Origin of the sequence: Pantoea sp. ICBG 1758 (genome assembly GCF_002928325.1) — a bacterium.
GTDB classification, from domain to species: Bacteria; Pseudomonadota; Gammaproteobacteria; order Enterobacterales; family Enterobacteriaceae; genus Pantoea; species Pantoea eucrina.
Genome location: NZ_POWL01000004.1, coordinates 157,732 through 177,980 on the forward strand (window position 1 = coordinate 157,732; position 20,249 = coordinate 177,980).

Annotated in this window: 20 protein-coding genes and 1 pseudogene; 7 read left to right on the forward strand and 14 right to left on the reverse strand. The window is 53.6% G+C overall.

The features are described 5' to 3' along the window. The first annotated feature begins 130 nt into the window (after positions 1-130). Positions 131-556 carry an ester cyclase gene (locus C1Y41_RS14480; protein WP_369826822.1) on the forward strand — a complete coding sequence of 142 codons (426 nt, stop codon included), beginning with the start codon at positions 131-133 and terminating at the stop codon, positions 554-556. Positions 557-676: 120 nt separating this feature from the next. Here C1Y41_RS14480 and C1Y41_RS14485 read toward each other — a convergent pair whose 3' ends face one another. Then, positions 677-1,909: an MFS transporter gene (locus C1Y41_RS14485; protein WP_104085829.1), complete on the reverse strand. Its 1,233-nt coding sequence runs from the start codon at positions 1,907-1,909 to the stop codon at positions 677-679. A 135-nt stretch (positions 1,910-2,044) separates the two neighbouring features. Between C1Y41_RS14485 and C1Y41_RS14490 the strand changes: the two genes are divergently transcribed. Then, positions 2,045-2,818, forward strand: coding sequence for a helix-turn-helix domain-containing protein (locus C1Y41_RS14490; protein ID WP_104085702.1), 774 nt, complete (start codon positions 2,045-2,047; stop codon positions 2,816-2,818). 37 nt (positions 2,819-2,855) lie between these two features. On the opposite strand, the gene C1Y41_RS14495 is transcribed toward C1Y41_RS14490, so the two are convergent. Beyond that, complete coding sequence (locus tag C1Y41_RS14495; protein WP_104085703.1) at positions 2,856-3,785, reverse strand: LysR family transcriptional regulator; 930 nt, start codon at positions 3,783-3,785, stop codon at positions 2,856-2,858. Between the two features lie 66 nt (positions 3,786-3,851). Here C1Y41_RS14495 and C1Y41_RS14500 point away from each other — a divergent pair, with 66 nt between their 5' ends. Beyond that, positions 3,852-4,469: a LysE family translocator gene (locus C1Y41_RS14500; RefSeq protein ID WP_104085704.1), complete on the forward strand. Its 618-nt coding sequence runs from the start codon at positions 3,852-3,854 to the stop codon at positions 4,467-4,469. A 153-nt stretch (positions 4,470-4,622) separates the two neighbouring features. Here the strand turns inward: C1Y41_RS14500 and C1Y41_RS14505 are convergent, their stop codons facing one another. From C1Y41_RS14505 to C1Y41_RS14525, 6 genes and pseudogenes are all read right to left on the reverse strand, one after another. Next, complete coding sequence (locus C1Y41_RS14505) at positions 4,623-4,877, reverse strand: NIPSNAP family protein (protein ID WP_369826815.1); 255 nt, start codon at positions 4,875-4,877, stop codon at positions 4,623-4,625. 302 nt (positions 4,878-5,179) lie between these two features. Continuing rightward, positions 5,180-5,518 (reverse strand): annotated as a pseudogene (locus C1Y41_RS20235) (cupin domain-containing protein); the annotation flags it as partial. After that, the gene (locus C1Y41_RS20240; RefSeq protein WP_233207434.1) at positions 5,493-5,702 is read right to left on the reverse strand and encodes a hypothetical protein; all 210 of its coding nucleotides are present in this window, start codon (positions 5,700-5,702) and stop codon (positions 5,493-5,495) included. The pseudogene C1Y41_RS20235 and the gene C1Y41_RS20240, both read right to left, overlap by 26 nt. Positions 5,703-6,276: 574 nt before the next feature. Next, positions 6,277-7,158, reverse strand: a complete 882-nt coding sequence (locus tag C1Y41_RS14515; RefSeq protein WP_104085705.1) for a permease — start codon at positions 7,156-7,158, stop codon at positions 6,277-6,279. Beyond that, the gene (locus tag C1Y41_RS14520; RefSeq protein WP_104085706.1) at positions 7,155-8,603 is read right to left on the reverse strand and encodes an FAD/NAD(P)-binding protein; all 1,449 of its coding nucleotides are present in this window, start codon (positions 8,601-8,603) and stop codon (positions 7,155-7,157) included. Before C1Y41_RS14520 ends, C1Y41_RS14515 begins: the two co-directional genes overlap by 4 nt. Before the next feature lie 241 nt (positions 8,604-8,844). Beyond that, positions 8,845-9,690, reverse strand: coding sequence for an MBL fold metallo-hydrolase (locus tag C1Y41_RS14525; RefSeq protein ID WP_104085707.1), 846 nt, complete (start codon positions 9,688-9,690; stop codon positions 8,845-8,847). Positions 9,691-9,844: 154 nt separating this feature from the next. On the opposite strand from C1Y41_RS14525, the gene C1Y41_RS14530 reads away from it, so the two are divergent. Continuing rightward, positions 9,845-10,735: a LysR substrate-binding domain-containing protein gene (locus tag C1Y41_RS14530; protein WP_104085708.1), complete on the forward strand. Its 891-nt coding sequence runs from the start codon at positions 9,845-9,847 to the stop codon at positions 10,733-10,735. 189 nt (positions 10,736-10,924) lie between these two features. On the opposite strand, the gene arsC is transcribed toward C1Y41_RS14530, so the two are convergent. The 3 genes from arsC to C1Y41_RS14545 all read right to left on the reverse strand — a co-directional run bounded on the left by arsC (position 10,925) and on the right by C1Y41_RS14545 (position 13,120). Continuing rightward, positions 10,925-11,353, reverse strand: a complete 429-nt coding sequence (gene arsC / locus C1Y41_RS14535; protein WP_104085709.1) for a glutaredoxin-dependent arsenate reductase — start codon at positions 11,351-11,353, stop codon at positions 10,925-10,927. 47 nt (positions 11,354-11,400) lie between these two features. Beyond that, on the reverse strand, positions 11,401-12,684 hold the full coding sequence (locus C1Y41_RS14540) for an arsenic transporter (RefSeq protein ID WP_104085710.1): 1,284 nt from the start codon (positions 12,682-12,684) through the stop codon (positions 11,401-11,403). Positions 12,685-12,766: 82 nt separating this feature from the next. Beyond that, positions 12,767-13,120: a metalloregulator ArsR/SmtB family transcription factor gene (locus tag C1Y41_RS14545; protein ID WP_065647628.1), complete on the reverse strand. Its 354-nt coding sequence runs from the start codon at positions 13,118-13,120 to the stop codon at positions 12,767-12,769. 482 nt (positions 13,121-13,602) lie between these two features. On the opposite strand from C1Y41_RS14545, the gene C1Y41_RS14550 reads away from it, so the two are divergent. The 3 genes from C1Y41_RS14550 (at position 13,603) to C1Y41_RS14560 (ending at position 17,254) form a co-directional block, all read left to right on the forward strand. Beyond that, positions 13,603-15,081, forward strand: a complete 1,479-nt coding sequence (locus C1Y41_RS14550) for a SulP family inorganic anion transporter (protein WP_084798731.1) — start codon at positions 13,603-13,605, stop codon at positions 15,079-15,081. Between the two features lie 18 nt (positions 15,082-15,099). Next, positions 15,100-15,927, forward strand: coding sequence for a universal stress protein (locus tag C1Y41_RS14555; protein ID WP_104085711.1), 828 nt, complete (start codon positions 15,100-15,102; stop codon positions 15,925-15,927). A gap of 109 nt (positions 15,928-16,036) precedes the next feature. Further along, on the forward strand, positions 16,037-17,254 hold the full coding sequence (locus tag C1Y41_RS14560; RefSeq protein WP_071668278.1) for an MFS transporter: 1,218 nt from the start codon (positions 16,037-16,039) through the stop codon (positions 17,252-17,254). A 102-nt stretch (positions 17,255-17,356) separates the two neighbouring features. Here the strand turns inward: C1Y41_RS14560 and C1Y41_RS14565 are convergent, their stop codons facing one another. From C1Y41_RS14565 to C1Y41_RS14575, 3 genes are read right to left on the reverse strand one after another with little or no spacing between them, the layout of a single operon-like run. After that, the gene (locus tag C1Y41_RS14565; protein ID WP_104085712.1) at positions 17,357-18,217 is read right to left on the reverse strand and encodes an SMP-30/gluconolactonase/LRE family protein; all 861 of its coding nucleotides are present in this window, start codon (positions 18,215-18,217) and stop codon (positions 17,357-17,359) included. 57 nt (positions 18,218-18,274) lie between these two features. Further along, positions 18,275-18,742 carry a DMT family transporter gene (locus C1Y41_RS14570; RefSeq protein ID WP_199181696.1) on the reverse strand — a complete coding sequence of 156 codons (468 nt, stop codon included), beginning with the start codon at positions 18,740-18,742 and terminating at the stop codon, positions 18,275-18,277. Positions 18,743-18,747: 5 nt separating this feature from the next. Then, on the reverse strand, positions 18,748-20,154 hold the full coding sequence (locus tag C1Y41_RS14575) for an amidohydrolase family protein (protein ID WP_104085714.1): 1,407 nt from the start codon (positions 20,152-20,154) through the stop codon (positions 18,748-18,750). Between the last annotated feature and the right edge of the window lie 95 nt (positions 20,155-20,249).

Genomic DNA, 20,249 nt, shown 5'->3' on the forward strand with positions numbered 1-20,249 from the left:
GCAAGGTAACCTGAATTTGTTCTACGGTCTATTTTTGTGACCACCTTTATATATCAATTCATCCAGAAGAGTTTTTGACAGGAGATCAATAATGAACAAACGTATTCAGGCCGTGGTATTTATTACCGGAATGCTTATGGCCGGTTCTGCCCTGTCGGCTCAGACAGAAGCCGAACGTACAGATGAAGAAGCAAACCGCAGGCTGGTAATAGATTTTTATGATCGGTTTTTTAATCGTCATGAGACCAGGGAAGCAGCCAAAGTCGTGGCTGATAATTACCGTCAGCACAACCCGGAAGTCCCGGACGGGAAAGCACCGTTCGTCGACTATTTTACCGGTTTTTTCAGGGACAATCCGCAGTCGCATGCACGCATTGTACGCAGCGCTGTCGATGGCGACCTGGTATGGTTGCAGGTTCATTCGGTCAATAACAATCACGATCGCGGTCAGGCTGTGCTTGACATATTTCGGGTCAGCGAAGGAAAAATAGTAGAGCACTGGGATATTATTCAGAATGTACCGGAGCAGTCGGCCAACGGTAATACAATGTTTTAATTCTACGGCGGGTTAATTCAGCGCTTCCTCTTTTGATATATCTTCGGGCTTTTCTGACAAACCCGAAGATACACCTTGCCGCAACCACGTTATGTGTTAAACGATATACCGGGATTATGTTTACCGGCGTTGTTTTGTATCTGGCATAAACAGCGTAGCGAAGCCCAGCAGCGGCAGAAAAGCGCACAGGCCATAAACCCACTCAATACCGTATATATCTGCCATCTTGCCAAGACCGGCGGCGGCGAGCCCGCTGACGCCAAACATGGTACCAAACATGATCCCGGCGACCATCCCTGCACGACCCGGGACAATTTCCTGAGCGTAAACCACCAGCGCAGAGAAAGCTGAAGAGAGGATCAGGCCGATAAAGATGGTGAACACAATGGTCCAGACCAGGCCAACGTGTGGCAGTAACAGTGAAAACGGAATAACGCCTAAGAACGAGATCCAGACCACCGCCTTACGACCGATGCGATCGCCTATAGGTCCGCCGGCAAACGTCCCGACCGCCACTGCCGCCAGAAACGCAAACAGGCAGAACTGCGCGTGCTCCAGCGGCATGCTGAAGCGGTGGACGAGATAAAACGTAAAATAGTTACTCAGCGAAGCGATATAGGTAAATTTCGCGAACATCAGAACGCTGACCACAGCCAGCGCCTGAAAAACTTTTGCTCTGGAAAACGTCTGCAGTGGGGTGCTGCCGTGGCGCTTCATGTGCGCCTGACCGTGGCGGGCAGACCACTGGCTAAGCCGGGTCAGAATTACAATCGCGACCAGCGCACACAGCATTAGCCAGGCAACAGAGAGCTGGCCATGAGGAATAATCAGCAGTGCGGCCAGCAGAGGGCCAAACGCCGATCCCGCATTTCCGCCAACCTGAAAAGCGGACTGCGCGGTGCCAAACCGCCCTCCCGACGCCATGCGGGCGATGCGCGAGGCTTCCGGATGAAAGACGGACGATCCAACGCCAATCAGCGCAGCGGCAACTAAAATGACTAAAAAATTGCCGGCAACCGCGAGCAGCCCGATCCCCAGCAAGGTGACGCCCATGCCCGCAGGCAGCAGAAAGGGTCTGGGGTGTTTATCCGTGTAAAGCCCGACCCAGGGCTGAAGCAGGGACGCCGTTATCTGATAGACGAGAGAAATCAGGCCAATCTGCGCGTAGGTAAGCGTAAAGTTCGCCTTAAGCATGGGATAGATTGAAGGCAGTACGGCCTGAATCATATCATTACAGCCGTGCGCGAGCGCGGTAGCGCCTACGATACTGACCAGGAACCCCTGAGCGGGACTGGCTGTTTCCGCGGCAGGGGTCGCCGGAGAATGTTCAGATTCTGTAGAGTGTGAAGCCATAGTCATGTCTCTTTGCGGGTGAAGGTAAGTCAGTTTTAGTTGTCTGTTTTTTACTACAGTTTGCCGTAATAGCGGCGTTTAGCCAGCCCGGATGCTGTCAGACGGATAATCATAAATGCAGGGCTTTAATCTGAAATGCCAAACAATATAGATAAAAAGCCAAGACACGATGAGACAATCGGGTGGTCTGCGCTTGCCAAACGCTACCAGCGTGGAGATACCGATCCGCCTCATTACCACGTTGAGGGACAGCTGCTGTATGCAACTCAGGGAGTGATGCTGGTTGAGACGGGCGATAAACACTGGGTAATTCCCCCGCAGCGGGCGCTCTGGCTCCCGGCGCTTCAGGAGCATAGCTACAGCCTGCTTTCACATACCGAACTCCGCACGCTCTATTTCAGCCGCAGCCTTATTGATGCATGCAGCCGCTTTACCAAAAGTGACGCCGTCCACGTCATCACAGCGACGCCTCTGGTTAAAGAGCTGATAGCCGGACTGTTCAGCACCGGCTACCAGGCTGGCAGCCAGCGGACAATGGCGCTGTTGTTAATGGAGATCCTCAGTGAAGCAGAGCATCAAATGACCGAGCTGCCCATGCCGCAGGACGAGCGCCTGTCCCGGGTCGCCACCGAGCTGCTGGTAAACCAGCGCTGGGCAACGTCAATGAGCGACATGGCGGATCTGGCGACGATGTCAGAGCGTACCTTCTCCCGGCTTTTTATCCGTGATACCGGGTTCAGCTTCAGAAACTGGAAGCAGCGGGCGCGGATCTGCGTCTCGCTGGATCTGCTCTCAGCGGGTACGCCTGTTAAACAGGTCGCTTATCAACTCGGATTCTCCTGCCCGGCTGCGTTTACGGCAGCCTTTCGTTCAGTGCTGGGCGTCACTCCGCACGGTTTTTTGACCTGAATGATGTCCTGGCCTGACGCAGGTCGGGTGCCAGCGCTTAAGGGAGAACCAGAGTGCGCAGCCACGCAAGCAAGTCTGCCTGCAGGCTATCAGGCTCAAACGGTTCAGGTGACAGCAGGTAATAGCGGGAACCATCCTCAATAAACCCCTGCGGAGCCGCGAGGACACCGCTTTCGAGATCGTCACAGACCTGATACCAGGAACCAATCGCTACGCCAAGCCCTGCAACAGCGGCCTGCAGGCTGAAGTAAAAGTGGTCGAACGTTTGTCCTTCCGTCGCTGCGGCGGGCATTTCTTTGGCACGGGCCCATTCCTGCCATGCATCAGGGCGGGTGCGGGTGTGCAACCGCTTTGCGTCCCGGGCAGGCAGAAGACCTGCATCTGTGGCGTTAAACCACCGGCTGATCCTGTCAGGGCGGCATACCGGCCCGACCTTTTCCTCAAACAGTAACTCAGCATGATAATTTTCTGGCCAGGCAAAATCATTACGGCGAATAGCCAGGTCGGGGCCGCCGGTGAAGGAGACAGGTCCGCCACCGGCCGCAAGGTGGATCTCTTTACCAGCGTGCATTGCCTGAAAGGCTGGCCAGCGCGGCAATAACCAGCGCATCAGTAACGTCGGCTCACAGGACAGCACCCATCGCTGCTGCTGACGTGCGTCTGAGCGGAGCGAATCGACAGTCTGCCGTATGATATCGAACCCCTCATTTGCCGCACGGGCCAGCGTGCGTCCGGCATCAGTTAGATAGACGCGCTGGCTACGTCGTTCGAAGAGCAGTACGCCCAGATCCTCTTCCAGCAGACGCACAGCCCGGCTGACCGCGCCGTGCGTAATGTGAAGCTCAACCGCCGCTCTGCTGAAATTTTCCAAACGTGCAGCCGCTTCAAAGCTACGGAGCGCAATGAGCGACGGCAATCTTGGTGTAGATAGTGGTGAATCAAACTCACCATTTTTGTCAGAAAACATCGTTATCTGCCCCGCATAAAGAGACGGTAGAGTCTGATTAATAGACTTATTTAACTGGAGATAATTATGACTGAACTGCTAGCTGTAATCACCATCACTATTCTTGCCGTAATCAGCCCGGGTCCCGATTTTGCCATGGTTTCACGCAATAGTCTGATGCTATCCCGTCGGGCAGGCGTGTTCACGGCAATGGGGATCGGGCTGGGCGTACTCATTCACATCTCCTACACACTGCTCGGTCTGGGCCTGTTGATTCAGCAGTCACTCTTGTTATTCAACGCTATCAAACTGGCAGGTGCGGTTTACCTCATCTGGCTGGGCTTAAAAATGGTCCGCACAAAATCCGGTAGTGCAGTCACTGATAATCGGGTCGCTGCCCTGTCCGATCTGGCCGCACTCCGCATCGGTTTTCTGACGAACGCGCTCAATCCTAAAACGACCATTTTTGTTGTTAGCCTGTTTATGCAGCTGGTTAAGCCGGAAACGCCGCTGGCAGTGCAGATTGGCTATGGCCTTTTTATCGCCATAACGCATATCATCTGGTTCAGCCTTGTAGCACTTTGTTTTTCTATAGGAAAGGTGCGCGAACGCTTAATTAATATGCGTCACTGGATAGACAGAACGTTTGGCGCGCTTCTGATGATGTTTGGTGCCCTGCTGGCTGCAGCCAGCCGTATGCGTTAAATATGCTGCGTGCCGGCAAAGCACACCTTTACCGGCAGCAACGATTGTTGCCTTCCGTGTATAACCTGTATCAGGCTGGTCTCCGTCCGCCTTGTATCAGAAGCGGACGGAGACCAGGTAAAGTGATTTATCTGGCTCTGCGCCAGGGTATTTTCAGTGACTTAAAATAATCAGCTGACGCTGTTTACCAGACAGTAATGACTTCATGAAACTGCGTTCATAGCTAAGGATGAACGTTTTCTGATTAGCTTCATCGAACAATTCAGCACATCCAGCCTTGCTCAAAATGGCTACTCTGTACTCTTCGTACTGCGCCAGACTCTCAAAGCTAAATAAACAGTCGGCTATGTTGTTTGCACCTTCCGATGGAAGGCAGTATCCATGATGAGTGCCCCATCGATTCAACAATTTCTATCCATTTTGAAGCGTAATTCCCGAAATCGGCCAATTGATAGGGGTCAATAATATATCTGACGTGACAAGTGATCATTCTCTTCCCTTAACTGTGCTAACCTATTTTTTGTATCTTACTCAAAGCGACTACCGCAATAACTTGAGCAAATTCTTATTTACCTGTTCTGAATGTCCGCGCCTCGCGCATAACAGACCAAATCTATATGTCAGCCCGCCCTGTGCCAGGAGCGGACTATTCAGTTTTGTCTCAACCGATCGGCGTCTGTAACTGTAATTCAGGCACAACCTTTTTCTGGCTACTTTATCACCGGGGTCTTTTTCAGAGACAGATTGTTCATAAACTCATCATCCAGGTGCAAATGTTGCCGGACACGTTCAGACGGCGTATTGGCCAGATACTGGTTAAGCGAAATATCGGCGTAATAATCGCTTTTAAGCAGCTCAGGAAAATGCAGCGTCCCTTTACCGGTATTTTCAATGTAGTGCCCCATCGCAAAAAGAATATAGCCAGCATCTCCGGCGCGGTAGTCAAAACTCTTTGCCTGACCCGAAGAGGCAAATACCCCCATCCGCCCTTCGCCTTCGAGGTAGTATTGCCATTCATCATTATTAGGATGCCAGTGCAGCTCGCGTATACGTTCCGCTATCAGCCTCAGGCGGATTTACGATATCCGGATTCTCTGCTTCGCGGATAGGATCGTGTGGGCCAGGATCCCGCCCGCCGCTGCGGGTACCGGCAGGAAACGTCCTGACACTATTGTCATGCACCATCAACTGACCTGCCGCAAGCGCGACCGTACCGCCCGCTGCATAAGCCATAAAATGTCTTCTTATAAATGTTTTTCTCAGTCATCCCCTCTTCAGAAAGACATGTATCAATAGTCGTCTTTTTTACGCCATAAAGTTATAAATGCGCTTTGAAAACAGAGAGCAAAATTTTTGTAAAAAAGCAGACAGCAAAACGATGCCGCAACCTGCCAGAACCAAAGAATGCACCTGAGAAAATAACTTCTGTTTAATTGTCTTACATTTAAAAAGCAGATATCATTTTAATAATCGCACAAACAAACAAAGACCACCCCTTGCCCCTCAATTATGCTGACCACCCGTAACAAAAGAAAATATCCTTACTAATTGTGGTATTCAGCAGCATTTGGTTAATTAAGTTGAGTGGAATCCCCGCTCGCGTTATTTATAGAACCCATACAAAAGAGCGACATGTAGTTCCTGAATGGCTTTAAAGGCCGCTTTCATTGTACATAATAAGTACAAGTGGGAGGTAAAAGAGGGATGAAGCACACTTAGCCAGTAAGATGGCTGGCAGGAAGCAGAAACCGGCTACGATAAGCAGGTATCGATAAGCCTGGCATCCTGTCCTGACAACCCCTCATCGTTAATTTATTGCTGCGCTCCAGGCGTTGAAACCCAGAATAGCCGCCGCGTAGAGACTTATCGCAATAATGCTTACACAAGTCCCGTATGTGATAGGTTTTGCTGAATTGCCAGTTCCCAGGTAGTGCGTTTCCAGCACGATAATATTTGCTGCGGGTGGCAGCAGGCAAAACAGATATAACGTTGCCGGATTATCAGCTATGAGCCTGAAGTTAAGTAATATTGCGAGGATAAACAGTAACGATATCAGCACGGCCATTACGATCGACCTGAGCAGAAACGGCCTGACCTCCTGCAAAACATCGCTGAACGAGAACCTGATTTTTGACAGCCAGAGCCCGAGCACGGCCATACCCAGAAAACTCATCATAAATTTCGCTACGCTATAGAGGTCTGCTCCCCAGCGGTTAACGTCGTGACTTAAGGGAATCAGCGCAGCGCCAATAAATAGCGCCAGCACCGGAGGAGTCTGAGCCAATTGCAGTAGGTTAAACCGGTTCCCTGATAGCATACCGGCCCCCACTGAATTTCCTACGATTGAACTGCCGACGTAGGCTGCAATGATTATGGTCGCTGCGTCATTACCAAACAGTGCGTTGGCAACAGGCAGCCCCAGCCAACCAATATTGAGGTAGCTGAAACAAAGACTTCTTACCGGATCGCGCAAAATTCGCTGGCAAGTAAAGAGCATAAACAGCATAGATACTGCCGCTGCAATGATAATGGTACTCATGCTATCAAATCGGGTAGATATATTAAAAATGATCACAACGGGGATAGCAACACGCGTCAGAATCCACGACGCCGCCGTTTTGAAATCCAGTGCAGTTTGTCCTACAAGCCAGCCGGCTAATAGATAAATCAGGGGAAAGAAAATAGTCACAATGCTTCCTTTGCGTCTGCTGAGCTGAATTCTATAGCCCACTGTTTAGCCCAGGTCTCCGCACAGCGTGCGTTGAACCAAAAGGCATTGGTTGAAAACAAACTTCCTTTATTGAGCGGCCCGATGTTAAACAAGCCAGAGACCTTACGGTTGTTTACCCTGCAATGAAAAGTCAGCGGGTCGATATTAATGCCGCCGCAGGGATGTTCTTCAATTAATGACTGGCTAAGCAGGTCATTCAACAATGGCTGTGTTGTTTGACCAATATCAAGCCTGCCTCCTGTTGCATCCCAAAAATGACGGAATGAAAGCGTTTCTGACCGGGTTTGCAATACATAATGGCTGTCAGTATGTTCCGGAGCAGCAAGCGCCTGATGAAACCTTACCCTCCCATGAGCAGAAGCCTCGATCAGTTCACCAAACACCTCCTGAGGTACCGGATGGCGCCAGGCGGCCCACACCGCACCGTACATTTTCATAAATCGCAGCTTTTGTTCGGATGTGAATGCGTTCCAGAGCTTGTGCATATACGGCCGTGTTGAAACCAGAACATCCTGCCAGGGCAGATCACCATTCTCCGCACGCGTAAGCAGCATGCGGAAATACCCGGTCTGCCGCTCCTCACGTAACAGGTTCATAGCAGGCCGGAATTCCCCTTTTTCTCTTAGAAGGTGAAACTCTTTGCGGAGGAGGCGGGAAAACACGTTCAGCATGTCTTCACTTTCCGCAGTAGCAGACATGATATTACGCCAGGTCAGGTGAACGGGTATGTAGCGAGCACTGCTTGTCAGGCAGGTCGGAACATAGCCGCTGCGTGAAAAGAGATGGATTTTTACCTGACTTTTGCCGAACGCATAGCGAAACGCATCAACAGCCGTGAGACCGCTACCGGCGATGATTAGCGGCGCAGAAGAAGACTGATCAAAGTGCGTATAATGCGAAATAAAACCTGGCTTTCCAGCGAACGCCGGAAAGGCGCTTTCAGATAATGCCCCCAGGCACATCACAACGTTACGAGCGAAGAGTGTGTTACCGTTGTCATCGCACAGGGAGAACAATTCTCCCTGCTTCCTGATGCTCACCACGCTGTGGTGGAATTCATCAATTTTCAGTATCCCGGCCTGCTTAACGTCACGGTAAGTCTGGCGGATAAAATCTGAGTATCTGAGGCGCGATGGCCAGCGTTCACGGGAGTTAAAAGTGGTATGTAACCAGTGACCAAACAGTTCCGGTTCAGTTGATGTCACCGACATCAATCCCGGCGGGGTATTGACCTTATGCATGGCATCAGCATCACCAAAGGCTTTTCCTTTTGCAAAGCTGGCTGGGGGATTGAAAACGGCAATTCGCGGTTGAGCCGTTCTGATGTTATAAATTTCATCCTGTAGCTGGCTGAGTAAGCATGTTCCTGTCGCCCCCAACCCTACAATTGCAACGTCATACATGACTAATACGTCCTGTTAATCATTTGAAGTGCTTATATAACAACAAACCCTGGCTAAGGTAAATAAATCTCATTTAATGTAAAGTTACGCAAAAACAACATTTAACTTTATGATTTTAATGATAATAAAATCAGCATAGAAAGTATCGACTGTAATAATCTGCTATTTCGGAGTTTCGCATTGCACCCATTATTGATAACTTTTGCTTCTTTTATGAGCGCCTCCGTACAAACCTATACTTTTATTCCTGATGTAACCTGCAAAGCAGATACCCATCTCCAGACCGCTGGAAACAGCAGAATCCTGTCTGGTTCAGATGCATACCGGCAATAATCAGTTTGTCATCCACGGCCTGTTGCAGCGCTTTTTTCCTTGTCTCTTCAGCCTGTAGAGGATCAACATCAAACATGATTGAAACAGCAGGAACTGCTGACTGAATATAGGGAAAATGAACGACATCTCCCCATATTAACACCGCTTTTTTATCGGAATGAATATGAAATCCGGTGTGTCCTGGGGTATGGCCTGGCAGCCATACAGGGCGAATGCCCTGCACAACTTCATTTTCATCAAGCAGGCGTATCTTCCCGGCATAGGCGGCCAGGACTTTTCGGAACAGTGCAAAATTATGTTTGCCGCGCTCACTGGCTCTCTGTAATTTTTCATTATCCTGCCAGTGCGCAATTTCAAGGGGATGAATATAGAGATCGGCTTTTTTATATACCGGCTCTCCGTTTTCATGCAGCAGACCGCCGATATGATCGGGATGACCGTGCGTCAGTAATACCCTGTCTACGTCATCAGGCAGAATGCCGAGCATCGTCAGCTTCTCCTTAAGCCTCCCACCCACGTTGTTTTGCCCGCCAGCGCCCGCATCTACCAGAATAGTGTGTCCATATCCACGGATGAGATAACCGTTAATATGGATATCACCCTGTCTCTCAATCCCGGCAGCGCACTGGATACTTGCAGCCTTTGCGACGTCAATACCTGAAAGAAGATCAAGCGTGGCCGCCATAGTGCCATCGCTCAGCGCAATAACCTGATAACCGCCAACCTGACAGGTCGGGAAACTATCACCGTGCATACATACCTCATAATAGTGCTGGCAGGCACCCGCTTGCCTGATATGTTTTCATCATGCTAAGCAACTGTTTTCCCAATTTAAATCGAAATTAATTCACTGATTAATGATATTTTGTCACTGTAAAGAATTTTGTATCAATAATCAGGCCGTATTAATGCTAAGAAAAATTCCCAGCAGTCGAGCCATGCTTGCCTTTGAAGCCGCAGCAAGGCATGGAAATTTTGCGCGGGCAGCGCAGGAGTTATCACTTACCGAAGGCGCAATCAGTCGACAAATAGCCCGCCTTGAGTCCATGTTAAACTGCAGATTGTTTGATCGCAGCGGAAGTCGCGTTACGCTCAATTCAGTTGGCGCCCGCTATGCAGATCAAATACGCGAATCGCTTGACCGGCTGGAAAGAGATACGCAATCGGTCATAGGTGTGCCAGAAGGCGGTAAGACTCTGGAGATTGCTGCCCTGCCAACGTTTTCATGCCGCTGGCTAATCCCGCGTCTGAAAAGCTTTTATACCCTGTATCCGGAAATTAGTGTGAACATCGCCGCCAGAACAGATCCTTTTATTCTCGCTGGCAGTGGTTTTGACGCGGTAATACATTTCGATCATCCGGCATGGGCAGGTATGCATATGCAGTTTCTTTTTCAGGAAACGCTGCTGCCTGTATGCCATCCGGCACTTCTGAAGAACAAAAAAGAGAGCGTGCCGCTTAATGAGCTGCCTCGCATTCACCGTCTTCAGAATCCGCAGGCATGGCAGTACTATGTGCAGGAAACCGGAATTGAACTTGATAACCCGGCGCAGGGAGTCCGCTATGATCTGCACGAAATGTCTATCGCCGCAGCGCTGTCAGTACAGGGCGTTGCACTGGTGCCGCGGATATATGTCGAAAAAGAGTTAACTAACGGCGAGCTTATTGCTCCCTGGCCTGAGTCTGCTTCACTCAGCAAAAAGTTTCATTTAATAAAACCGGCTTCAACAGGCATAAATGAAACGGCGCTGCATGCTTTTGAGCAATGGCTGATGACGGAAATTAATCCGAAAGCATAACGTCGCCGTTATTGATAAAACCAACTTCTGACGCTGATAACGCTCCGGACACGTCTCCGACCGTTGCAGAACTGCGCGTGCGGGTGCTCTGGTCGGAAGCAAGATGAAGGCACAGACTGACCCCTTCCCGCCGTCGTTTAAGGCCAGCTGTTTTTGCCTCTCCCGCTCTGTTGGCGGAATGCCAGGGTGTCAGTGGCCAATACGGTTTCCATGCTCATCGATAATCTGTTCACCATCTTCTTTCATCAATGCCCCTTTCTGTGGATCAGGCAGAATATCCAGAACGGCTTCAGACGGACGACAGAGCGCTGTACCGAGCGGCGTTACCACCACCGGACGGTTAATGAGAATGGGGTGAGCCAGCATAGCATCCAGCAGTTCGTCATCGCTGAACCGATCCTCTGCCAGACCCAGCTGCTCAAACGGATCCGTATTTTTGCGCAGCAGTGCGCGCACGCTGATTCCCATATCTGCAATCAGCGTCTGCAGCTCAGCGCGTGTCGGCGGCGTCTCCAGATATAAAATCACTGCTGGCTCCACGCCACTATTGCGGATAAGCGCCAGGGTGTTACGGGACGTGCCGCAGGCCGGGTTGTGGTAAATAGTAATGTCAGTCATCAGTCATACTCCATACAGGCGCTGCATGCACGCAGCCCGGATCACGTTTAAACAGACAGGCGCAGGGCCAGCGCGGCCAGCGTCACAAAAAGCACCGGCAGGGTCATCACGATGCCAACACGAAAGTAATAGCCCCAGCTAACAGTGATATTTTTTTGCGCCAGAACGTGCAGCCACAGCAGGGTTGCCAGGCTGCCAATCGGGGTAATTTTCGGGCCGAGGTCGCAGCCAATGATGTTCGCGTAAATCATTGCCTCTTTTACCGTGCCCTGAGCGGTACTGCCGTCAATAGAGAGCGCCCCGACCAGCACGGTGGGCATGTTGTTCATGACCGATGACAGAAATGCCGTCAGAAAGCCCGTACCCAGCGTTGCCCCCCAGACGCCGTGCTCTGCAAAGCGGTTCAGAATGGCTGAGAGATCATCCGTCAGGCCGGCATTACGCAGACCATATACCACCAGATACATGCCCAGCGAGAAGATAACGATTTGCCAGGGTGCACCTTTCAGCACCTTACGGGTATCGATAACGTGTCCTTTGCGTGCAACCAGCCAGAGAATGAAGGCCGCCGCTGCCGCAACCAGGCTGACCGGTACGCCAAGCGGCTCCAGCGCAAAAAAACCGGCCAGCAGCAGAATCAGCACCAGCCAGCCGGTTTTGAAGGTCCGCCTGTCACGGATAGCGTCACGGGGCATTTTTAGCTTTGTCAGGTCATAACCTGCCGGAATATCTTTGCGGAAAAACAGGTGCAGCATTACCAGCGTAGCCACTACGGAAGCCATATTCACCGGCACCATAACGGACGCATATTCGCTAAAGCCCAGCGTAAAGAAATCCGCCGTTACGATGTTGACCAGGTTCGATACGATGAGCGGCAGGCTGGACGTGTCCGCGATAAACCCAGCCGCCATCACAAATGCCAGCGTGGCACCTGGGCTGAAGCCCAGCGCCAGCAGCATGGCGATGACAATCGGCGTGAGGATAAGCGCCGCGCCGTCATTGGCGAACAGCGCCGCCACCGCCGCGCCCAGCAGAACAATATACGTGAACAGCAGCCTGCCTCTGCCGCCTCCCCAGCGGGAAACATGCAGTGCCGCCCACTCAAAAAAGCCGGATGCATCCAGCAGCAGGCTGATGATGATAACCGCGATAAACGTGGCCGTGGCGTTCCAGACAATCTGCCAGACCGCCGGAATATCCCCGATATGCACCACGCCCGTCAGCAGCGCCAGCGCAGCCCCGATAACAGCACTCCAGCCAATACTGAGTCCTTTCGGCTGCCAGATAACCAGCACCAGCGTCAGAACAAAAATTGCACCTGCCAGAAACATAGTCCCTCCTTCACCTCACAGAATAAGCACAGCGCAACCAGAAACGTTAAATATGGAAAAGCATATATGTATAGGTAAATTTTTAAATGCAGACAGGTTTGCCATTGGTCGTAGCGTTGTCCCGCTCAGCCTGCCGGCTAAGATGCTGGATGTCATCCTGCTGACACAGATAAGCCTGTTCAATCACGGCTGCAGCCCAGGCGGGCATGTGAGGGGACAGCCGGTAATGGATCCATTTGCCGTCACGCCTGTCGATAAGCAGGCCGCTGTCTCTGAGTAGCGCAAGATGCCGGGATACTTTGGGCTGGCTCTCTTTCAGTATCAGCGTCAGCTCGCATACACAGAGCTCACCTTTTTCACGCAGAAGCAGGACAAGCTTTAAACGCGTTTCGTCAGACAGCCCCTTGAAAAGCTGAAGAGGAAAAAGCTGAGGCATGATAACTCCGGGTAGCTGGCGTAAAAAGCCAGTGTGACTTTACGCGCAAATGCCGTCAACACATATGCATAAATTCATATATAAATACCAGGCTGATTCCATGTATGTTTCTGCGGTGACATGCGCAGACATGGTTAATATACACGCTGGTACCGCTGTTCGCAGCCCTGTTCCGCTTGCTGAAACGTTGACCTCTCACCGTTTTTGTTTATAGTTTAGTGCCTGTCCTGAGAGGGGCAGGCTTCGCCGTCAGCGCCCCGCCCCGGGTTTCGCTGGCTTATTGCAGTCCTGAAGGCATCCTTTTGCCGTAAAGGAGAACTCAAAAATTATGCGTCTTACGCCACCCTGAGTCGTCACCCTTCCCTGTCGCACTGAGTAGTTTCAGTCGCGCACTCAAAAACATCCCGTCTGCGGATGTGCTTTTTCGTCCCTGAATTTTTTGCCCTCACGGGCTGACTGTATCTAAAATCTGAGAAATTACTATGCTGCTGTCCTCGACGCGTAAGGACTGGCTGGGCAACGTCCGTGGTGACGTGCTCGCCGGTATTGTCGTCGCGCTCGCGCTCATTCCTGAAGCGATCGCGTTTTCCATCATTGCCGGAGTCGACCCGCAGGTCGGCCTCTACTCGGCCTTCTGTATTCCCGTGGTTATGGCCATCTTTGGCGGACGTCCCGCCATGATTTCATCGGCTACCGGCGCCATGGCGCTGCTGATGATAACGCTGGTGAAAGATCACGGCCTGCAGTATCTGCTGGCGGCATCAGTGCTAACCGGCCTGCTGCAGCTGGCTGCCGGCTACCTGAGGCTTGGTAGTCTGATGCGCTACGTGTCGCGCTCGGTCGTGACGGGCTTCGTCAACGCGCTGGCCATTCTGATTTTTATGGCACAGTTGCCGGAGCTGACCAACGTGACCTGGCACGTGTATGCGCTCACCGCCGCAGGCCTGGCAATCATCTACCTCTTTCCGTACCTCAATAAAACTATTCCCTCCCCGCTGGTCTGCATCGTGGTGCTGACCGCCATCTCCATGTGGCTGCATCTGGACGTGCGCACCGTGGGCGACATGGGCAAGCTGCCCGACAGCCTGCCGGTGTTCCTCATTCCGGACATTCCGCTGAACCTGGATACGCTGCTGATTATCCTGCCTTACTCCGCCGGCCTTGCCGTGGTGGGACTGCTGGAGTCGATGATGACCGCCACTATCGTGGACGACATGACCGACACCCCGAGCGATAAAAACCGCGAGTGCAAGGCGCAGGGCATCGCCAACGTCTGCACGGCGTTTATCGGCGGCATGGCGGGCTGCGCCATGATTGGTCAGTCGGTGATTAACGTAAAATCCGGCGGGCGCGGGCGTCTCTCCACCCTGACGGCCGGGCTGGTGCTGCTCTGTCTGATTATTTTCCTCCGCGATCAGGTGTCGCAGATCCCGATGGCGGCGCTGGTCGCGGTGATGATCATGGTCTCCATCGGCACCTTCTCCTGGCGATCCATCACCGACCTGCGCCGCCATCCGCTCTCGACCAGCGTGGTCATGCTGGCAACCGTGGTCGTGGTGGTGGCCACCGACAACCTGGCCTTCGGCGTGCTGACCGGGGTGCTGATTGCTTCGCTGAACTTTGCCACTAAGGTAGCGCGCTTTATGACGGTCAGATCGTCACGGGAGGGTGAGACACGGATCTATACCGTGACCGGCCAGGTATTTTTTGCCTCCGCCGATCGCTTTATGAGCCACTTTGACTTCAGGGAAGCGGCAGAGCGCGTGGTCATTGACGTCACGCACGCCCACTTCTGGGACATCACCGCCGTTAGCGCACTGGACAGGGCGGTAATTAAGTTCCGCCGCGAAGGCGCTGAGGTAGAAATACCGGGCATGAACGACGCCACCCGTACCCTCGTTGACCGCTTCGGCGTGCATGACAAGCCGGAAGAAGCGGAAAAACTGATGGGCGGTCACTAACTGACAGGAGTTACAGCTATGAACAATACCGTTGTGGCCTGCGTGGATGGTTCGCCGTCAACCGGGCCAGTCTGTGACTACGCGGCGTGGGCCGCCGCCGGCCTTTCCGCGCCGCTGGCCCTGCTGCACGTGCTGGAAAAAGACGGTCATCCGGCCGTCTCTGACCTGAGCGGCAGCATTGGCATCGACAGCAAAGAGCTGCTGACCGAAGCGCTTGTGCGCGTGGAGGGTGAGCGCAGCCGCCTGCTTATGGCGCAGGGGAAAACTATTCTGGCTGGCTGTGCTGAACGGCTGGCCCGGGCGGGACGCCCGGAGGTACGCCAGCTGCAGATGCACGGCGCACTGGACGAAATCCTTGCCGGGCTGGATGACGTCAGGCTGATGGTGCTCGGACGACGGGGCGCAGAACATACGGTGGGCAGCCAGCTGGAAAGCGTCATCCGCCTGCAGAAAGCGCCCGTGCTGGTTGTGCCGGAAACGTTTATTGCGCCATCCCGGGTACTTTTTGCCTGGGATGGCAGCGAGGCCAGCCGCCGAAACCTGACCCGGCTGACCGTGAGCCCGCTGCTTCGCGGCCTGGCCTGCCATGTTGTGATGGTGAACGGCGACGATGCTTCACTCCATGATGCGCAGCACATCCTGCAGGCAGCCGGCATTGATGCAGAGTCACGGCTGATACAGGATGAATCCGTCTCGCGCGGGCTGTGCCGTTACGCGCAGGAGAACGGAACGGACCTGATCGTGATGGGGGCCTGGGGACACTCCCGGCTGCGCCGCTTCTTTATCGGCAGTCACACCACGGCGATGCTGGCTGAAAGCCGTTATCCGCTGCTGATGCTGCGGTAAACGTTACGGGCCTGCAATCGCAGACCCTTTTCATAACGAGCCTCCGGAACACAAGTCCCGGAGCAGTTCATTTGTGCGGCGCCTTTGTCAGCCGTGCTCAGGGAATACCATGCGTCAGCTGTTTCGCTTTATGTATCAGCACGGCAGTCATCTCGCCTTTGGCGCGATACTGATGGCCATGTCGAGTTTTGGACAGACTTACTTCGTATCGCTTTACGGGCAGGACCTGCGTCAGGCATTCGGGCTCAGCGACGGCGGACTGGGCGGCCTTTATGCCGCGGGCACCGTGATGAGTGCCGTCACCCTGACATGGGCGGGCCGGCTGATTGACTACACCACTACCCGTCGATTCACCCTGGCCGTTACCCTGCTGCTGATAACGGCGTGCCTGCTCGTCTCCGGTGCGCAGGCGGCATGGACGCTCTGTGCAGGCTTTTACCTGCTTCGCCTCGGCGGACAAGGCCTGATGGTGCATACCGCCCTGACGGCGACTGCGCGCCAGTTTCCGCTTGATGCTGGCAAGGCACTGGGTGCTATCGCACTGGGCCTGTCGCTCGCACAGGCGCTGTTTCCGTTGGCTGCCGTGCAGATTAACGCTCTGACGGGATGGCGCACTGCCTGGCTGATAAACGCTGCGGTTCTGGTGGCCGGCGTTGCGCTGGCTGTCAGCTGCCTTCCGCGCGCTGCCGAAAAGCCGCTGCGGACGTTCAGAAAGCGGGGCGCAGAGAAGGTTCGCGAAGCGTCAGTATGGAAGAACCGGAATCTGCTTTTTGCTCTGCCCGCAGTGCTGGCGTCACCTTTCATCACCACAGGGTTCTTTTTCCATCAGGCGCGTCTGGCAGAGGAGAAAGGATGGGCGCTGTCGTGGGTTGCAGGGTGGTTTATTGCTTACGCGATAACGCAGGCGGTTTCCCTGTTATCATTTGGTCCGCTGATAGACCGGCTGACGCCACGCCGTCTGTTGCCGTGGTTTCTGCTGCCGCAGGGCGCTGGCATGCTGGCGCTGTGGCTCAGTAACAGCGTGTGGGTCACGCCGTTTTATCTCATCATGACCGGTATATCGTCAGCCATTGCGTCCACACTGGCGACTGCGCTATGGGTACAGCTGTTTGGCCCCGCGCAACTGGCAAAGGTGCGCTCGGCTGTTGAGGCGGGTACCGTGCTTGCCAGTGGTGCCTCTCCGGTCATCATGGGCGTTCTGATTGATAACCATATTGCCCTTCGGGTGCAGGCGCTGTTATGCCTCGTCTTTATACTCGCGGCCAGTCTGGTGGCAACCCGTGTCAGAGCTGGCGTACCGGAAAATGAAACTGATATTTCTGGCTGATCGGAACACGATACGTGAGGCAGGAAACACTGTCCGCTTTGTGCCAGAAGCGGACATTTTCTTTGAGCCTGAACTGGCAAAATTCTGTCAGTATCAAAACCGTTAAACTGGGTGTGCCGCAAAGCGCTTTTCAGGTAAGCCGGGGCTGACATCAGATTCAGCCTTGAGCATTGCACCGTCATATTCAGACAGCGCAGTAAGCCCCACAGAAGCAGTGGTGCAATAGAGACGGGTAAAACCCTCACCGGCAAGTGCCGGACAGGTGCTCTGCATTCCAGGTGATGTCAGAATAGCAGCGATGGTCCCATCCGGGCGGTAACGGACAACACGGCTCCCTCCCCATTCAGCATTCCACAGATATCCCATCGCATCCACGCAGCAGCCGTCAGGCGCGCCGCTGCCTTCGGTTTCTGCGAACACGCGCTGGTTTCGCAGCGAGGGATAATCACAGCACATTATCCGGCCCTGCATCGAGTCACAGTAATAGAGCGAGCCACCATCGGGGCTGAAACAGATGCTGTTCGGGATAGCCACATCGGGCAGTGCAAGCGTCTCAACAGTCAGCGTCGCCGCGTTGAGCCGGTGAAATCTACCGATGACTTTAACGGGATAACCGTCATCCATCGTTCCGAAGACAAAATTACCGGTACGGTCACACCGTCCATCACCTATGCGGGTGCCGGTGTCTCCCGGTGAAGGGGCCACCGGGGTAAGCAACCCGCTGTTGAGATCATAGAAAGCCAGCCTGGATGCAAATCCCATCAGCAGAACGTTGTTTTGTTCAGTCAGGGCAAAAGAGCCGAGACGTTCAGGAAGCGACCAGCGCATCACAGCGCCAGTGCCTTCTTCCAGTGCGAGCAGTTCACTGGCTTCGATGTCAGTCCAGTAGAGCCTGCGGGTTCTTTCACACCACAGCGGGCACTCTCCCAGCGTATTCCTGACATCAGCTGCGATTGATAACATGTTAAGCCTCCGGATTATTTAGGGTTTTACCGTTCGTCGGCAGGGTGGGTAACGCCGTTACTGCAGAAAACGTGCTGAGAGCCGCTCGCCGAAAAGCATGACGGCGAGTCCGGCCAGCATGACAACCAATCCCCCCAGCCTGAGTAACGAAACCGGCCGACGCACAGCCCCCAGCAGGCCAAAATGGTCAATCATCTGCGAGGAAAGTAACTGTCCGACAATAGCCAGCCCGAGCAGGGCTGAAAACCCGATTTTCGGTGCAAGCACGACATAGCTGAACAGAGCACATGCGCCAATCAGACCGCCCGCCAGACTCCATAGAGGCTGCGATGGGATTGCTGCTAACGATGTTATCAGCCCACCCCGCAGCAGGGCGTAAATACCCAGACTGAACGCGCCCGCCGTAAAGGAAAAAAGCGCAGCAGTGACCGGGTCGCCGCCCAGTCCTTTTGCCAGCTGGCTGTTCAGGGTCGTCTGCAGGGTGATCCCCAGACCTGCGGCAAAGGCGATTACGTAATAGATCATGCTTTTCATCCCGGCCAGTCTGACTGCTCCAGCGGCAGGAAGGTGTCAGCAAACATGTCAGGCTGGTAGCCAGAGGCGGTAAACAGGTGCTCACGTGACTCATCAATTGCCGCACGCAGTCGCGAGCTGTCCACGCCCAGCACCTTGCCGTTCTGTTTAAGGATTCGCCCGCCGATCATGACGGTATCGATGTTGCTGCGCTCGGCGGCATGAACCACCGTGCCAAAGGCATTGCCGGACGGGTAAAGGTTGAGGTCACTGGCGTTAATCAATACCAGATCGGCTTGTTTGCCTGGCGTCAGGCTGCCCACTTTGTCCCCTAACCCTGCACAGGCTGCGCCATCGAGAGTCGCGGCTTTAAGGAGTTGCGCCGCCGGAAGTGTTTTCAGCGCATGTTCAGAATCGCAGCAATGCCCCTGATGCATCCCCATCACCCGCTGAAGGTAAAAGGCAACGCGCATCTCCATAAACATGTCGGTGCTGTACGACGTTTCATTGTCTACGCTCAGGCCAGGACTGATGCCATGACGCTGCGCGGCCTCAATGGCGAACATTCCGCTTTCGATGCCATAGTGCGAATCTGAGCGTGGACAGACGTTCACCCGGACACCCGCTTCCCGCAGGATTTCCCATCCACGGTCAGGCAGCGCCGTGCAGTGATTGAAAATATTGTCCGGTCCCAGCAGCCCCTGCTGATGCAGCGACTCAAGTTCAGACCCCATCTCAGCCCCAAAGAACTCCGTGACAATCGGCAGTCCCAGCCTGCGAGCCTCGGCCCACAACGCTGGCTCCAGCTGCGCCATGACGGCGAGGGAGACCAGGCTTTCAGGGTCGCTGGTGAAATACTTCTCCTGCAGGCGCTGCCAGTTTCCCGGCCAGTGCGCTTTATCCCATTCGCCGGCTACCGGTGCGCCGGAAGCATGAATGGCACGAATGCCGGTATCAAGCAGGGCCTCGACGGCGGCATCGGAATGCGCTGCGGTGCGGCTGTTATGTGAATTATCAATCATCGTGGTAATGCCCGCGTCAATCGCACCCAGCGCCGTCAGAAGGTTACCGACATAGATATCTGCAGGGCGGTAATATTTAGCAAACGAGAAGTGCGTGGCGTTGCTGTAGTCGTCCAGACACGTGGCGTTAGGGTTAATGCGGCGCAGCTGACCTTCCCAGGCGTGACGATGAGAATCAACCATCCCCGGCATGGCAATCATATTTTTGGCATCAATGACGTGCGCATCCGGCGCGTCAAGATTCTGGCCCACAGCGGTAATCGTTGAACCGTTGATGAGAATATCACCGCGCTCAATGTTGCCGACGCTCTCGTCCATGCTCAGTATCGTCGCGCCACGAATCAACGTAGCCTGTGAAGTGACATTCTGATTATTAACAATATTTCTGATGTAACCGCTCATTGACTTGTCTCTTTCCTGATTCATGGGCAAACAATACGCCACACCATTAACCTGAAAAAGATGCTTAAAACGTTTTCATAATTCATAATTCGCGA

Bases quoted from the DNA above. Each gene is read 5' to 3' on its own strand.
- C1Y41_RS14550 (WP_084798731.1), top strand. From the start codon at position 13,603: ATGCTGCTGTCCTCGACGCGTAAGGACTGGCTGGGCAACGTCCGTGGT.
- C1Y41_RS14570 (WP_199181696.1), bottom strand. From the start codon at position 18,742: ATGATCTATTACGTAATCGCCTTTGCCGCAGGTCTGGGGATCACCCTG.
- C1Y41_RS14485 (WP_104085829.1), bottom strand. From the start codon at position 1,909: ATGGCTTCACACTCTACAGAATCTGAACATTCTCCGGCGACCCCTGCC.
- C1Y41_RS14500 (WP_104085704.1), top strand. From the start codon at position 3,852: ATGACTGAACTGCTAGCTGTAATCACCATCACTATTCTTGCCGTAATC.
- C1Y41_RS14520 (WP_104085706.1), bottom strand. From the start codon at position 8,603: ATGTATGACGTTGCAATTGTAGGGTTGGGGGCGACAGGAACATGCTTA.
- C1Y41_RS14540 (WP_104085710.1), bottom strand. From the start codon at position 12,684: ATGTTTCTGGCAGGTGCAATTTTTGTTCTGACGCTGGTGCTGGTTATC.
- C1Y41_RS14525 (WP_104085707.1), bottom strand. From the start codon at position 9,690: ATGCACGGTGATAGTTTCCCGACCTGTCAGGTTGGCGGTTATCAGGTT.
- C1Y41_RS14490 (WP_104085702.1), top strand. From the start codon at position 2,045: ATGCCAAACAATATAGATAAAAAGCCAAGACACGATGAGACAATCGGG.
- C1Y41_RS14530 (WP_104085708.1), top strand. From the start codon at position 9,845: ATGCTAAGAAAAATTCCCAGCAGTCGAGCCATGCTTGCCTTTGAAGCC.
- C1Y41_RS14575 (WP_104085714.1), bottom strand. From the start codon at position 20,154: ATGAGCGGTTACATCAGAAATATTGTTAATAATCAGAATGTCACTTCA.
- C1Y41_RS14555 (WP_104085711.1), top strand. From the start codon at position 15,100: ATGAACAATACCGTTGTGGCCTGCGTGGATGGTTCGCCGTCAACCGGG.
- C1Y41_RS14545 (WP_065647628.1), bottom strand. From the start codon at position 13,120: ATGCCTCAGCTTTTTCCTCTTCAGCTTTTCAAGGGGCTGTCTGACGAA.
- C1Y41_RS20240 (WP_233207434.1), bottom strand. From the start codon at position 5,702: ATGGCTTATGCAGCGGGCGGTACGGTCGCGCTTGCGGCAGGTCAGTTG.
- C1Y41_RS14560 (WP_071668278.1), top strand. From the start codon at position 16,037: ATGCGTCAGCTGTTTCGCTTTATGTATCAGCACGGCAGTCATCTCGCC.
- C1Y41_RS14495 (WP_104085703.1), bottom strand. From the start codon at position 3,785: ATGTTTTCTGACAAAAATGGTGAGTTTGATTCACCACTATCTACACCA.
- C1Y41_RS14480 (WP_369826822.1), top strand. From the start codon at position 131: ATGCTTATGGCCGGTTCTGCCCTGTCGGCTCAGACAGAAGCCGAACGT.
- C1Y41_RS14565 (WP_104085712.1), bottom strand. From the start codon at position 18,217: ATGTTATCAATCGCAGCTGATGTCAGGAATACGCTGGGAGAGTGCCCG.
- arsC (WP_104085709.1), bottom strand. From the start codon at position 11,353: ATGACTGACATTACTATTTACCACAACCCGGCCTGCGGCACGTCCCGT.